Source organism: Candidatus Pantoea multigeneris (assembly GCF_011752615.1).
Taxonomy (GTDB): Bacteria; Pseudomonadota; Gammaproteobacteria; order Enterobacterales; family Enterobacteriaceae; genus Pantoea; species Pantoea multigeneris.
This window is the reverse complement of sequence record NZ_VWXF01000001.1, coordinates 878,538-892,052: the sequence shown is the minus strand read 5'-3', so window position 1 is coordinate 892,052 and position 13,515 is coordinate 878,538. Positions and strand designations below refer to the sequence as shown.

The 13,515-nt window shown below is 52.7% G+C and carries 13 protein-coding genes and 6 tRNA genes; all 19 read left to right on the top strand.

All coding sequences use genetic code 11. The features are described 5' to 3' along the window. The first annotated feature begins 13 nt into the window (after window positions 1-13). Entirely contained in the window at window positions 14-1,237 is a 1,224-nt protein-coding gene (gene odhB / locus F3J40_RS04175; protein WP_167012701.1) for a 2-oxoglutarate dehydrogenase complex dihydrolipoyllysine-residue succinyltransferase, read from the top strand. Between the two features lie 68 nt (window positions 1,238-1,305). Then, window positions 1,306-2,472 carry an ADP-forming succinate--CoA ligase subunit beta gene (gene sucC / locus F3J40_RS04170; RefSeq protein WP_017345457.1) on the top strand — a complete coding sequence of 389 codons (1,167 nt, stop codon included), beginning with the start codon at window positions 1,306-1,308 and terminating at the stop codon, window positions 2,470-2,472. Then, window positions 2,472-3,347 carry a succinate--CoA ligase subunit alpha gene (sucD, locus tag F3J40_RS04165; protein WP_017345458.1) on the top strand — a complete coding sequence of 292 codons (876 nt, stop codon included), beginning with the start codon at window positions 2,472-2,474 and terminating at the stop codon, window positions 3,345-3,347. The genes sucC and sucD overlap by 1 nt, the downstream gene beginning before the upstream one ends. 537 nt (window positions 3,348-3,884) lie before the next feature. Continuing rightward, complete coding sequence (cydA, locus tag F3J40_RS04160) at window positions 3,885-5,456, top strand: cytochrome ubiquinol oxidase subunit I (protein WP_167012700.1); 1,572 nt, start codon at window positions 3,885-3,887, stop codon at window positions 5,454-5,456. A 12-nt stretch (window positions 5,457-5,468) separates the two neighbouring features. Further along, window positions 5,469-6,608: a cytochrome d ubiquinol oxidase subunit II gene (cydB, locus tag F3J40_RS04155; RefSeq protein WP_167012699.1), complete on the top strand. Its 1,140-nt coding sequence runs from the start codon at window positions 5,469-5,471 to the stop codon at window positions 6,606-6,608. Window positions 6,609-6,624: 16 nt separating this feature from the next. Beyond that, on the top strand, window positions 6,625-6,738 hold the full coding sequence (gene cydX, locus F3J40_RS04150; RefSeq protein WP_017345461.1) for a cytochrome bd-I oxidase subunit CydX: 114 nt from the start codon (window positions 6,625-6,627) through the stop codon (window positions 6,736-6,738). A gap of 190 nt (window positions 6,739-6,928) precedes the next feature. Next, on the top strand, window positions 6,929-7,333 hold the full coding sequence (gene ybgC, locus F3J40_RS04145; RefSeq protein ID WP_017345462.1) for a tol-pal system-associated acyl-CoA thioesterase: 405 nt from the start codon (window positions 6,929-6,931) through the stop codon (window positions 7,331-7,333). After that, window positions 7,330-8,016 carry a Tol-Pal system protein TolQ gene (gene tolQ, locus F3J40_RS04140; RefSeq protein WP_026042338.1) on the top strand — a complete coding sequence of 229 codons (687 nt, stop codon included), beginning with the start codon at window positions 7,330-7,332 and terminating at the stop codon, window positions 8,014-8,016. The genes ybgC and tolQ overlap by 4 nt, the downstream gene beginning before the upstream one ends. 13 nt (window positions 8,017-8,029) lie before the next feature. Then, window positions 8,030-8,458, top strand: coding sequence for a colicin uptake protein TolR (tolR, locus tag F3J40_RS04135; RefSeq protein ID WP_017345464.1), 429 nt, complete (start codon window positions 8,030-8,032; stop codon window positions 8,456-8,458). Between the two features lie 26 nt (window positions 8,459-8,484). Beyond that, window positions 8,485-9,867 carry a cell envelope integrity protein TolA gene (gene tolA, locus F3J40_RS04130; RefSeq protein ID WP_167012698.1) on the top strand — a complete coding sequence of 461 codons (1,383 nt, stop codon included), beginning with the start codon at window positions 8,485-8,487 and terminating at the stop codon, window positions 9,865-9,867. Between the two features lie 115 nt (window positions 9,868-9,982). Next, entirely contained in the window at window positions 9,983-11,278 is a 1,296-nt protein-coding gene (tolB, locus tag F3J40_RS04125) for a Tol-Pal system beta propeller repeat protein TolB (protein WP_017345466.1), read from the top strand. A gap of 55 nt (window positions 11,279-11,333) precedes the next feature. Further along, window positions 11,334-11,852 carry a peptidoglycan-associated lipoprotein Pal gene (gene pal / locus F3J40_RS04120; RefSeq protein WP_017345467.1) on the top strand — a complete coding sequence of 173 codons (519 nt, stop codon included), beginning with the start codon at window positions 11,334-11,336 and terminating at the stop codon, window positions 11,850-11,852. Between the two features lie 9 nt (window positions 11,853-11,861). Then, on the top strand, window positions 11,862-12,662 hold the full coding sequence (gene cpoB, locus F3J40_RS04115; protein WP_167012697.1) for a cell division protein CpoB: 801 nt from the start codon (window positions 11,862-11,864) through the stop codon (window positions 12,660-12,662). 165 nt (window positions 12,663-12,827) lie between these two features. Next, window positions 12,828-12,903 (top strand) — tRNA-Lys (locus F3J40_RS04110). A 74-nt stretch (window positions 12,904-12,977) separates the two neighbouring features. After that, window positions 12,978-13,053: transfer RNA gene (locus F3J40_RS04105), tRNA-Lys, on the top strand. 49 nt (window positions 13,054-13,102) lie between these two features. Then, window positions 13,103-13,178 (top strand) — tRNA-Val (locus tag F3J40_RS04100). A 4-nt stretch (window positions 13,179-13,182) separates the two neighbouring features. Beyond that, window positions 13,183-13,258: transfer RNA gene (locus tag F3J40_RS04095), tRNA-Lys, on the top strand. A gap of 51 nt (window positions 13,259-13,309) precedes the next feature. Next, a tRNA-Val gene (locus tag F3J40_RS04090) sits at window positions 13,310-13,385 on the top strand. A 4-nt stretch (window positions 13,386-13,389) separates the two neighbouring features. Then, window positions 13,390-13,465: transfer RNA gene (locus tag F3J40_RS04085), tRNA-Lys, on the top strand. The last annotated feature ends 50 nt before the right edge of the window (window positions 13,466-13,515 follow it).

Here is a 13,515-nt window from a genome sequence, read left to right as displayed (position 1 = left end):
AAAAGGAAAGATAATGAGTAGCGTAGATATTTTTGTTCCTGATCTACCCGAGTCTGTAGCGGATGCCACCGTTGCTACCTGGCACAAAAAACCGGGTGACACCGTCGCGCGTGACGAAGTTATAGTTGAGATCGAAACAGATAAAGTTGTGCTGGAAGTGCCTGCTAGTGCTGATGGCATCCTGGAAGCTGTGCTGGAAGAAGAGGGCGCAACCGTCCTGTCCCGCCAGATCCTTGGCCGCCTGAAAGAGGGCAACAGCGCAGGTAAAGAGACTTCAGCGAAAGTTGAAAACAACGAATCAGCCCCTGCCCAGCGTCAGACTGCTTCACTGGAAGAAGAGAGCAACGATGCACTCAGCCCAGCGATCCGTCGTCTGATTGCCGAGCATGAACTGGATGCCAGCCAGATCAAAGGCACCGGTGTTGGTGGTCGTCTGACCCGTGAAGATGTTGAAAAACATCTGGCGAAGAAAACAGAAACCAGCAAAGCGGCACCGCAGCCAGCCGCGGCACCAGCTGCACAGCCATCTGTAGGTCATCGCAGTGAAAAACGTGTACCGATGACGCGCCTGCGTAAGCGTGTTGCTGAGCGTCTGTTGGAAGCGAAAAACAGCACCGCAATGCTGACCACCTTCAACGAAATCAACATGAAGCCAATCATGGATCTGCGTAAGCAGTACGGTGATGCCTTCGAGAAACGTCACGGCGTGCGTCTCGGCTTCATGTCCTTCTATATCAAAGCCGTGGTTGAAGCACTGAAACGCTATCCAGAAGTTAACGCTTCTATCGATGGCGAAGACGTGGTTTACCACAACTACTTTGACGTCAGCATTGCTGTTTCAACGCCGCGCGGTCTGGTTACTCCAGTGCTGAAAGACGTTGATGCGCTGAGCATGGCGGATATCGAGAAGAAAATTAAAGAGCTGGCAGTGAAAGGCCGTGATGGCAAGCTGACAGTAGAGGAACTGACCGGCGGTAACTTCACCATCACCAACGGTGGTGTCTTTGGCTCGCTGATGTCAACGCCAATCATCAACCCACCGCAGAGTGCAATCCTTGGCATGCACGCCATTAAAGATCGCCCAATGGCGGTGAATGGTCAGGTGGTTATCCTGCCAATGATGTATCTGGCTCTCTCCTACGATCACCGTCTGATCGATGGCCGCGAATCAGTTGGCTATCTGGTGGCGATCAAAGAGCTGCTGGAAGATCCTGCACGTCTGCTGCTGGACGTCTGATTTACCCTGGGCGCGCCTGAAGGCGCGCCAAACTCACCTATTTTTTCAGACCAAATGGAAAGAACATCATGAACTTACACGAATACCAGGCCAAACAGCTGTTTGCGCGGTATGGCTTACCGGCACCTACTGGTTACGCCTGTACTACTCCACGTGAAGCAGAAGAGTCGGCCTCCAAAATTGGTTCAGGCCCGTGGGTAGTAAAATGTCAGGTTCATGCCGGTGGCCGTGGTAAAGCGGGCGGTGTGAAAGTGGTAAACAGCAAAGAAGATATCCGTGCTTTTGCTGAACACTGGTTAGGTAAGCGTCTGGTAACGTATCAAACAGATGCGGAAGGTCAGCCGGTAAACCAGATTCTGGTTGAATCAGCGACAGACATCGGTAAAGAGCTGTATCTGGGTGCGGTAGTTGACCGTGCAACCCGTCGTGTGGTGTTTATGGCATCCACCGAAGGCGGCGTTGAGATCGAGAAAGTGGCTGAAGAAACTCCACACTTGATCCACAAAGTTGCACTGGATCCGCTGGCAGGTCCACAGCCTTATCAGGGCCGTGAGCTGGCATTCAAGCTGGGTCTGGACGACAAGCAGGTTAAACAGTTCACCAAGATCTACATGGGTCTGGCAACGCTGTTCCTGGAGCGCGATCTGGCGCTGGTTGAGATCAACCCACTGGTTATCACCAAGCAGGGCGATCTGGTTTGTCTGGATGGTAAACTGACTGCTGACAGCAATGCGCTGTTCCGTCAGCCAGAGTTGCGCGAAATGCGTGACCCAAGCCAGGAAGATCCACGTGAAGCACATGCAACACAGTGGGAACTGAACTACGTTGCGCTGGAAGGCAACATCGGTTGTATGGTGAACGGTGCCGGTCTGGCAATGGGTACCATGGACATCGTGAAACACCACGGTGGTCAGCCTGCTAACTTCCTGGACGTTGGCGGCGGCGCAACCAAAGAGCGCGTCACTGAAGCCTTCAAAATTATCCTCTCTGATGAAGCGGTAAAAGCCGTCTTTGTTAACATCTTCGGCGGTATCGTACGCTGTGACCTGATCGCTGATGGCATCATCGGCGCAGTCGCTGAAGTTGGCGTGAACGTGCCAGTTGTGGTGCGTCTTGAAGGGAACAACGCCGAGCTGGGTGCCAAAAAACTGGCAGACAGCGGTCTGAATATCATTGCAGCAACCAGCCTGACAGACGCGGCGCAACGCGTTGTTGCTGCAGCGGAGGGTAAATAATGTCCATTTTGATCGACAAAAACACCAAAGTTATCTGCCAGGGCTTCACTGGCGGCCAGGGTACATTCCACTCTGAACAGGCTCTGGCCTACGGCACACAGCTGGTTGGCGGTGTAACCCCAGGTAAAGGCGGTACTGAGCATCTGGGTCTGCCAGTGTTCAACACCGTGCGTGAAGCGGTTGAAGCGACAGGTGCAACCGCATCTGTCATCTATGTACCGGCACCGTTCTGCAAAGACGGTATCCTGGAAGCTATCGATGCAGGCATCAAGCTGATCATCACCATCACTGAAGGCATCCCGACCCTGGATATGCTGACTGTGAAAGTGAAGCTGGATGAAGCCGGTGTGCGCATGATCGGCCCGAACTGCCCAGGTGTGATCACCCCAGGCGAGTGCAAAATCGGCATCATGCCAGGTCATATTCATAAGCCAGGCCGCGTAGGGATCGTTTCCCGCTCAGGTACGCTGACTTATGAAGCAGTGAAACAGACCACAGATATTGGCTACGGCCAGTCTACCTGTGTGGGCATCGGTGGTGACCCGATCCCAGGTTCAAACTTCATTGATATCCTGAAGCTGTTCCAGGAAGATCCACAGACTGAAGCGATCGTCATGATCGGTGAGATCGGTGGTAGCGCGGAAGAAGAAGCTGCAGCTTACATCAAAGCCAACGTCACCAAACCTGTTGTAGGTTACATCGCGGGTGTGACTGCGCCGAAAGGCAAACGTATGGGCCACGCGGGTGCCATCATTGCCGGTGGTAAAGGTACTGCGGATGAGAAATTCGCTGCACTGGAAGCCGCTGGTGTGAAAACCGTGCGCAGCCTGGCTGACATCGGTGACGCAGTGAAAGCCGTTCTGCCAGCAAAATAATCTCGCCTTAGTGCGTTGAAACAGGGCCATCTTCGGATGGCCCTTTTTTATGCGTGCGATATCCCCACGGTTGCACGCGCTGATTAGCCACATTGACGTTAAGTCATCGCGCGATTGGTAACCTTTTTTCGACAACCCGCATTAGAAAATCACACCAAATTAACAACTCACCGTTAGCAACATTTCTGGAAGTTTTATACCTTAATCTGGATCAATTTTACGCAAATTATAAAAAACTATACCGCTGGCTTAAGCACACATATTGCGATTAAATTGCGCTGAATCAGTATGCTATATCTATTTTTATCAAAGGGTTGAAGATATTTTATTTTAAGCAGTGTTAATCAATTAAGTCATGCTTAGTTTTAACACAGTTATTTCAGGGAATTTTAATCCTCTTTACTTGTTATTCGGTATTCAGTCGTCTTCCATATCTGAAGATAAGAGAACTGGAATAAATAATCAGTCGTTCCTGGCGTGTCACTCTTATAAATACCGTTAATAAGAGCCGCGTCAATCCCGGAGCAAGGAGTCACTATGTTAGATATTGTCGAACTCTCGCGGTTACAGTTTGCCTTAACGGCGATGTACCATTTCCTGTTTGTCCCGCTGACGCTGGGTATGGCTTTCCTGCTGGCTATCATGGAAACCGTCTACGTCATGTCGGGTAAACAGATCTACAAAGACATGACCAAATTCTGGGGTAAGTTATTCGGTATTAACTTCGCACTGGGCGTGGCGACCGGCCTGACGATGGAGTTTCAGTTTGGCACCAACTGGTCCTATTACTCGCACTATGTCGGCGATATATTTGGTGCACCATTAGCGATAGAAGGGCTAATGGCATTCTTCCTCGAATCCACCTTTGTCGGCCTGTTCTTCTTTGGCTGGGATCGCCTGAGTAAAGTCCAGCACCTTACCGTCACCTGGCTGGTGGCGTTGGGTTCAAATATGTCAGCCCTGTGGATTCTGGTCGCCAACGGCTGGATGCAAAACCCCATCGCCTCGGAATTTAATTTCGAAACCATGCGAATGGAAATGCTGAGTTTCTCTGAGCTGGTGTTTAACCCGGTGGCACAGGTGAAATTTGTGCATACCGTGGCGGCGGGATACACCACCGGGGCGATGTTTGTGCTCAGTATCAGCGCCTGGTATCTGCTAAAGGGCAGGGATGTGGCATTTGCCAAACGTTCGTTTGCTATCGCAGCGAGTTTTGGTATGGCGGCCATTCTCTCCGTCATTGTGCTGGGCGATGAGTCCGGTTATGAAGTGGGAGATGTGCAAAAAACCAAACTGGCCGCGATTGAAGCCGAGTGGGAAACCCAACCGGCTCCAGCGGCTTTCACGCTGTTTGGCCTGCCCGATCAGCAAGCTCAGGAGAACCGCTACGCCGTGCAGATCCCCTGGTTGTTGGGGCTGATCGCCACGCGATCCCTGGATCAACCGGTACTGGGTCTGAAAGATCTGCTTCAGCAGCATGAAGTTCGCATTCGTAATGGCATGAAGGCCTACGCACTGCTTAATGAACTGCGTGCAGGTAGCCGTGATCCCGCAGTACGCAGTGAGTTTGAACAGAGCAAAGGTGATCTTGGTTATGGGCTGTTGTTGAAGCGCTACACCGATGATGTCAGTCATGCCACTGAGGCACAGATCCATCAGGCCACGCAGGATTCCATTCCCCGCGTGGCACCGCTCTACTTTGCCTTCCGCATTATGGTGCTGGGTGGCGTGATTATGCTGGTGGTGATAAGCCTCGCGTTCTGGAGTGTGATCCGCAATCGCATCGGCAAATCGCGCGGGTTGTTGAAAACGCTGCTCTACTGTTTGCCCGTCCCGTGGATTGCCATTGAGGCGGGGTGGTTTGTGGCGGAGTATGGCCGCCAGCCTTGGGCGATAGGTGAGGTGTTGCCAACGGCGGTGGCCAGCTCATCTCTCGCGGTGGGGGATATTCTGTTCTCCATGATTCTGATCTGCGGTCTCTACACCCTGTTCCTGATCGCAGAAATGTACCTGATGTTTAAATTCGCTCGCCTTGGCCCCAGCAGTCTGAAAACCGGCCGATATCATCACGAGCAAATTTCCCTCCCTCAACAGCCCCTGCGTGGATAAAGGAGCAACACGATGTTTGACTACGAAGTATTGCGCTTTGTCTGGTGGTTGCTGGTGGGCATTTTGCTGATCGGCTTTGCGGTGACAGACGGCTTTGATATGGGCGTTGGCATGTTAACCCGCTTCCTCGGGCGCAATGACAATGAACGCCGCATCATGATTAACAGTATTGCACCCCACTGGGATGGCAATCAGGTGTGGTTGATCACCGCCGGTGGCGCACTGTTTGCGGCCTGGCCGATGGTGTATGCCGCCGCGTTTTCCGGTTTCTATGTGGCGATGATTCTGGTGCTTTCCGCACTGTTCTTTCGCCCGGTCGGCTTTGACTATCGTTCAAAAATCGAAGATATGCGCTGGCGCGGCATGTGGGACTGGGGCATTTTCATTGGCAGCTTTGTTCCGCCGCTGGTGATCGGCGTCGCGTTCGGCAACTTACTGCAGGGCGTGCCATTCCATGCAGATGAGTATCTGCGCCTCTTCTACACCGGCAATTTCTTCCAGTTGCTGAATCCGTTTGGTTTATTAGCGGGCGTCATCAGCGTAGCGATGATCCTGACTCAGGGAGCAACCTATTTGCAGATGCGCACGCAGGGTGAGCTGCGGCTGCGCAGTCGCCTCACTGCGCAGGTGGCTGCACTGGTGATGCTGGTCGCCTTTGTAGCGGCAGGTCTGTGGGTTAAATACGGCATCGATGGCTATGTGGTCACCAGCGTGATTGATCATCATGCTGCGTCCAATCCTCTGGGAAAAAGCGTGATACGTGAGAGCGGTGCCTGGATGCACAACTTTGAGCAGTCGCCGTTGCTATGGGTCTTCCCGTTGCTGGGGGCGTTATTGCCACTGGTTACCGTGCTGTGTTCACGCCTTAACTGGGGAGCCTGGGCGTTTATCAGCAGTTCGCTCACGCTGGCGGGGGTTATCATGACGGCGGGTATTGCCATGTTCCCGTTCATCATGCCTTCCAGCACCGTGCCGGATATCAGCCTGACAATGTGGGATGCCACCTCGAGTCATCTGACGCTGACGATTATGACCATCGCCGCCATTATCTTTGTGCCGGTGGTGCTGGGCTACACCGGCTGGTGCTACTACAAGATGTTTGGTCGCATCACGCGTGAAGATATTGAACGCAACACTCACTCCCTTTACTGAGAACAGGAGAACAATCATGTGGTACTTTGCCTGGATACTTGGCACGTTGCTGGCCTGTGCCTTTGGGGTGATCACCGCGTTAGCGTTGGAACATCTTGAAGAAAAATCAGCACCCGAATCCACCGAGTAAATCCTGATTCAAGACCAAATAAACCGATGCTGGCGGTCGACTTCTGTCAGCATCCGGTCAACTTTTCTCCGTAAATCCTCGACGCTTTGTAACTGTTTGATAATTATTTTCTCCAGGTCCTGGCGACCCATTCCCAAGCCGATCTCACTTAAGTATAGTAGCAACGTTTAAAATGAGACCGGGATGTAGAGTGAGTACAACGCTGTTTCGCTGGCCGGTTCGGGTCTACTATGAAGACACTGATGCCGGCGGTGTGGTTTACCACGCCAGCTATATCGCTTTTTATGAACGAGCACGTACCGAAATGCTGCGTCAGCACCATTTCAGTCAGCAAACCCTGTTAGAGCAACAGGTGGGATTTGTGGTACGGCGCATGACGGTTGAGTATCACGCTGCGGCTCGCCTTGATGAACTGCTGGAAATCCAGAGTGAAGTCACGGCAATGACCCGCGCGACGATGACTTTTACCCAGCGTATCGTGAATGCAGAAGGGAAAGTGCTGAACGAAGCCGAAGTCCTGATTGCCTGCATCAACCCACATCTAATGAAGCCGATAGCGCTTCCCAAGTCTATTGTCGCGGAGTTCAAGCAGTGACTGACATGAACATTCTTGATTTGTTCCTGAAGGCGAGCCTTCTGGTCAAACTTATCATGTTGATTTTGATCGGCTTTTCGATTGCCTCATGGGCCATCATTATCCAACGTACCCGAATTTTGAATGCCGCAGGTCGTGAGGCTGAAGCGTTTGAAGATAAATTCTGGTCAGGCATTGAGCTGTCGCGGCTCTATCAGGAAAGCCAGGGGCGTCGTGATGAGCTCGGCGGTTCCGAACAGATCTTCTATGCCGGTTTTAAAGAGTTTGCTCGTCTGCATCGTGCAAATAACCATGCACCGGAAGCCGTACTGGAAGGTGCCAGCCGCGCGATGCGTATCTCGATGAACCGTGAGCTGGAAAGCCTTGAAGCCCATATTCCATTCCTTGGCACTGTGGGATCAATCAGCCCGTATATCGGCCTGTTTGGTACCGTGTGGGGGATCATGCATGCCTTTATCGCCTTGGGTGCGGTAAAACAGGCTACGTTGCAAATGGTAGCGCCAGGTATTGCAGAAGCATTGATTGCCACCGCAATCGGCCTGTTTGCTGCGATCCCCGCTGTGATGGCGTATAACCGTCTGAACCAGCGCGTGAACAAGCTGGAACAGGGTTACGATAACTTCATGGAAGAGTTCACTGCCATCCTGCATCGTCAGGCATTCACCAGCGATAACGCTAAGTAATCAGAGGTAAACGATGGCCAGAGTGCGTGGTCGCGGCCGTCGCGACCTGAAATCGGAAATTAACATTGTTCCGTTACTGGACGTCTTGCTGGTGCTGTTGCTGATCTTCATGGCAACGGCACCCATCATCACGCAAAGCGTGGAGGTGGATCTGCCGGATGCCACTGATTCCAAAACTGTCTCCAGTGATGATAACCCGCCCGTGATTGTGGAAGTCGCCGGGGTAGGGCAGTACAGCCTGGTCGTGGATCACGATCGTATGTCGCAGCTGCCACCGGAACAGGTGGTGAGTGAAGCGCAACGCCGTCTGCAAGCTAACCCGAAAACAGTCTTCCTGATTGGCGGAGCGAAAGATGTGCCTTACGACGAGATCATCAAGGCGCTTAACCTGTTGCATCAGGCAGGTGTTAAATCTGTCGGTTTGATGACGCAGCCGATTTAAAGCCGAACCGTTTTTGGGAACCGAGAGTGTCGAAGGCAACCGAACAAAACGACAAATTAAAGCGCGCGATAATCATTTCGGTGATTTTGCATATTGTTTTGATCGCGCTACTGATCTGGAGCTCGTTTAACGAGCACGTTGATTCCAGCGGTGGCGGCGGTGGTGGTAGCGATATCGCCGCCGTTATGGTCGATCCTGCGGCCGTCGTTGACCAGTATAATCGTCAACAAAATCAGCGTAGCGATAGCCAGCGCGCCGAGCAGCAGCGCCAGAAACAGGCGCAGCAGCAGGCTGAAGAGTTACAGCAAAAGCAGGCTGCCGAACAGCAGCGTCTGAAGCAGCAAGCTAAAGAGCAACTTCAGGCACAGCAGGAAGCGAAGCAGCAAGCCGCTGAACAGCAGCGCCAGGCCGAAGCTGCGGCTAAGCAAGCGGAACAGCAGCAGAAAGCCGCTGAAGCTGCTGCTGCCCAGGCGAAAGCAGAGGCCAAAGCCGAAGCGGTAGCGCAGGCAAAGGCGGCTGAAGCCGCTAAAGAGAAAGCGGTCGAGCAGGCTAAACAGGCCGCTGCTGCTGCTGCCGCGGCAGCGAAGCAACAGGCGGATGCCGCAGCGAAAGCCGCCGCAGCTGAAGCGAAAAAGCAAGCAGAAGCTGATGCTAAAGCCGCTGCCGCCGAGGCGAAGAAGCAAGCGGATGCCCAGGCAAAAGCCGCCGCAGCTGAAGCGAAAAAGCAGGCCGAAGCCGATGCTAAAGCCGCTGCCGCTGAGGCGAAAAAGCAGGCAGATGCCGATGCTAAAGCGGCTGCTGCCGAAGCGAAAAAACAGGCGGATGCAGAAGCGAAGAAACAGGCTGCTGCTGAAGCTAAGGCTGCTGCAGCGCAGGAAGCCAAAGAGAAAGCCGCTGAAGAAGCGAAAGCTGCTGCGGCTCAGGCAGCGAAAGATAAAGCAGAAGCTGCGGCTAAGGCCAAAGCAGATGCCGCGGCGAAAGCCAAAGCTGCTGCTGCCGCAAAAGCCAAAGCGGCTGCGGAGAACACCGATGCCGTTGATGACCTGCTGGGTGGCCTCTCATCGGGTAAGAATGCGCCGAAAAGCGGTGCTTCTGCGGGTGCGGCTGGGCAGGGTAATCAGAAGAAAGCCGGAGCTTCTGGTGCGGAGATCAACTCTTACATGGGTCAGGTCGTGGGGGCTATTCAGAGCCGCTTCTACGATGCGGATTCGTTTAAAGGCAAAGAGTGTAATCTGCGTATCAAGCTGGCACCGGATGGTTTACTGATTGATGTTAAAGCTGAAGGGGGCGATCCGGCGTTATGTCAGGCCGCTATCTCTGCTGCTAAACAGGCACACATTCCTAAGCCACCAAGCCAGGCGGTCTACGAAGTGTTTAAAAATGCCCCAATGCGTTTCAAGCCGGAATAATGCAGTATCTTGCGGCAGGTTGAACTATGTTTAGCTTGCCGTATTAGATTCTAAACCGTGGTTTTCAGGACAAGTGCGAATTATCGTGAACTGAGGTTCAGATAAGGGAGAGAAAATGAAGCAGGCATTTCGTATTACGTTAAGCTTTTTTTTACTGCTGTGGGCAGCGGTTCTCCATGCGGAAGTGCGCATTGAGATCACGCAAGGTGTAAACACTGCACGTCCAATTGGTGTCGTGCCATTCCAGTGGGCCGGTCCAGGGGCTGCGCCAGAAGATATCGGCGGGATCGTTGCTGCTGACTTACGTAACAGCGGCAAGTTTAATCCGCTTGATACGTCACGTTTACCACAGCAGCCAACGACGGCGCAGGAAGTTCAGCCTGCTGCCTGGAGCGCGCTGGGTATTGACGCTGTCGTGGTCGGTAAAGTGGGTGCCAATCCAGATGGCAGCTATCAGATTTCCTACCAGTTAGTGGACACCGGAGGCGCACCAGGTACGGTACTGGCGCAGAACTCTTATAAAGTGACCAAGCAGTGGCTGCGCTATGCCGGGCACACTGCCAGTGACGAAGTGTTCCAGAAGCTGACCGGTATTAAAGGGGCGTTCCGCACCCGTATCGCCTATGTGGTGAAAACCAATGGCGGTCAGTTCCCGTATGAGCTGCGTGTAGCAGACTACGACGGTTACAACCAGTTTGTGGTACACCGTTCGCCAGAGCCACTGATGTCACCAGCATGGTCACCAGACGGTTCTAAACTGGCTTACGTGACCTTTGAGAGCGGCCAGTCTGCTCTGGTGGTACAGACCTTGTCTAATGGTGCCATTCGTCAGGTTGCGCGTTTCCCGCGCCACAACGGTGCTCCAGCCTTCTCCCCAGATGGCAGCAAGCTGGCGTTTGCCCTGTCTAAAACCGGCAGCCTGAATCTGTATGTGATGGATTTAGCCTCTGGACAGATCCGCCAGCTGACAGATGGCCGCTATAACAGCACTGAACCAGCATGGTTCCCGGATAGCCAGAGCCTGGCGTATACCTCGGATCAGGCCGGTGCACCACAAGTGTACAAAATCAACGTCAACGGTGGCGCTTCGCAACGCCTGACCTGGGAAGGTGCCCAGAACCAGGATTCCGACGTCTCTGCTGATGGTAAAACTCTGGTGATGGTGAGCACCAATGGTGGTGCGCAGCATATCGCCAAACAAGATCTGGATTCCGGGGCGGTACAAACTTTGTCCAACTCGTATCTGGATGAGACGCCAAGTCTGGCGCCTAACGGCACGATGGTAATCTACAGCTCTACTCAGGGGTATGGTTCCGTGTTGCAGTTGGTCTCAACAGATGGGCGTTTCAAAGCGCGTCTTCCGGCGACAGATGGTCAGGTCTCATTCCCTGCCTGGTCGCCTTATCTGTAATGCATGATAAATGCGTGTGTAAATACGTATAGCAAACAATAATAGGACTAAAACAATGCAACTGAACAAAGTGCTGAAGGGCTTACTGCTGGCTGTGCCAGTTCTCGCGGTAGCGGCATGTAGCTCACACAAAAACAACAACAACGATCAGACTGGCGTTGGCGCAGACAACGGTGCTTACGGCGCTGGTGCTAACGGCGGCAACATGTCTTCAGACGAGCAAGCTCGTCTGCAGATGCAGCAGCTGCAGCAGAACAACATCGTTTACTTCGGTCTGGACAAGTATGACATCCAGTCTGAGTACGCTCAGATGCTGGATCAGCACGCGGCATTCCTGCGTAGCAACCCATCTTATAAAGTGACCATCGAAGGTCATGCGGATGAGCGTGGCACGCCAGAATACAACATCGCGCTGGGCGAGCGTCGTGCTTCTGCAGTGAAAATGTACCTGCAGGGCAAAGGCGTTTCTCCAGACCAGATGTCTATCGTTTCTTACGGTAAAGAGAAGCCGGCTGTTCTGGGTCATGACGAAGCTGCATGGTCTAAAAACCGTCGTGCCGTACTGGTCTACTAAGAGAATCACATGATTAGTAACTTCAGACATCACCTGTTGGGTCTGTCGTTACTGGTTGGCGTAGCGGCCCCTTGGGCCGCTAATGCCCAGGCGTCAATCAGTAGCGTTGGCTCAGGCTCGGTCGAAGACCGTGTCACCACCCTTGAAAGAATCACGAATGCTCAGGCACAGCTCATTCAGCAGCTGCAGCAACAGTTGAACGATACTCAAAGCGATATCGATTCTTTGCGTGGGCAAATCCAGCAAAATACCTATCAGCTCAACCAGGCTGTTGATCGTCAAAAACAGATGTATCAGCAGATGGATAGCATGAGCAGTGGCAGCGCAGCCGCACAGCCGGGCGCAGATGCAGCAGCAGCGGGCGCCGCAGCTGGGGCAGCCGCAGGCGCTGACAACAGCACACCTGCACCTGCTGCAGCCGCACCGACGCAGAGCGGTGATGCCAATACCGATTACAACGCTGCCGTCTCACTGATTCTCGAAAAGAAACAGTTCGATCAGGCGATTACTGCGCTTCAGGCGTGGGTCAAACGGTATCCGGACTCGACTTATCAGCCAAATGCGAATTATTGGCTGGGGCAGTTGTATTACAACAAGGGCAAAAAGGACGACGCAGCCTACTATTTTGCCACTGTCGTGAAAAACTATCCTAAGTCACCGAAAGCCGCAGAGGCGTTGTTTAAGGTCGGCGTGATCATGCAGGAGAAAAACGACACCGCGAAAGCGAAGGCGGTTTTCCAGCAGGTGATCAAAGTTTACCCAAACAGTGAATCTGCAAAACTCGCGCAAAAACGACTCAATAGTTTGTAATTGTGCTTACCATGACCAGTTTTCGTCTGAATTCTGGTCATGCTGCATGAAAGCTAAGCATATGAACAAATTATTGAAAAATAGGGTTGCGCCATCTCCGTAAATCAGTAATATATGCCGCCGTTGCACCAGCACTTCTAAACAGTGTCTGGCAAGCCGGAAGATGGGTCGTTAGCTCAGTCGGTAGAGCAGTTGACTTTTAATCAATTGGTCGCAGGTTCGAATCCTGCACGACCCACCATCTTCACTGCAAATACGTTTAACGTCACTGCATGAAGTTGAGAAGTCTTCAGTCAGTAGCAACAGTTTTAAGATGGGTCGTTAGCTCAGTCGGTAGAGCAGTTGACTTTTAATCAATTGGTCGCAGGTTCGAATCCTGCACGACCCACCATCTTAGAGCTGCAGTAAGTTGTTGTAGAGTGTTTTAAGAGTGTCGAAGTGGGTGATTAGCTCAGTTGGTAGAGCTTCTCCTTTACACGGAGGGGGTCGGCGGTTCGAGTCCGTCATCACCCACCACTTCGGGTCGTTAGCTCAGTCGGTAGAGCAGTTGACTTTTAATCAATTGGTCGCAGGTTCGAATCCTGCACGACCCACCATCTTAAAGCAGGCAACAACAGAAGTTGAGTACTGTCAGGCAGTACCGAAATGGGTGATTAGCTCAGTTGGTAGAGCTTCTCCTTTACACGGAGGGGGTCGGCGGTTCGAGTCCGTCATCACCCACCATTTCGGGTCGTTAGCTCAGTCGGTAGAGCAGTTGACTTTTAATCAATTGGTCGCAGGTTCGAATCCTGCACGACCCACCAATTCAGAAGAAAGCGCCTTTTAGGCGCTTTTTTCGTTTCTGCGATTTGTT

Coding starts and splice junctions, on each gene's coding strand:
- sucD (WP_017345458.1), top strand. CDS start 2,472: ATGTCCATTTTGATCGACAAAAACACCAAAGTTATCTGCCAGGGCTTC.
- sucC (WP_017345457.1), top strand. CDS start 1,306: ATGAACTTACACGAATACCAGGCCAAACAGCTGTTTGCGCGGTATGGC.
- cydA (WP_167012700.1), top strand. CDS start 3,885: ATGTTAGATATTGTCGAACTCTCGCGGTTACAGTTTGCCTTAACGGCG.
- cydB (WP_167012699.1), top strand. CDS start 5,469: ATGTTTGACTACGAAGTATTGCGCTTTGTCTGGTGGTTGCTGGTGGGC.
- pal (WP_017345467.1), top strand. CDS start 11,334: ATGCAACTGAACAAAGTGCTGAAGGGCTTACTGCTGGCTGTGCCAGTT.
- tolB (WP_017345466.1), top strand. CDS start 9,983: ATGAAGCAGGCATTTCGTATTACGTTAAGCTTTTTTTTACTGCTGTGG.
- cpoB (WP_167012697.1), top strand. CDS start 11,862: ATGATTAGTAACTTCAGACATCACCTGTTGGGTCTGTCGTTACTGGTT.
- tolR (WP_017345464.1), top strand. CDS start 8,030: ATGGCCAGAGTGCGTGGTCGCGGCCGTCGCGACCTGAAATCGGAAATT.
- cydX (WP_017345461.1), top strand. CDS start 6,625: ATGTGGTACTTTGCCTGGATACTTGGCACGTTGCTGGCCTGTGCCTTT.
- odhB (WP_167012701.1), top strand. CDS start 14: ATGAGTAGCGTAGATATTTTTGTTCCTGATCTACCCGAGTCTGTAGCG.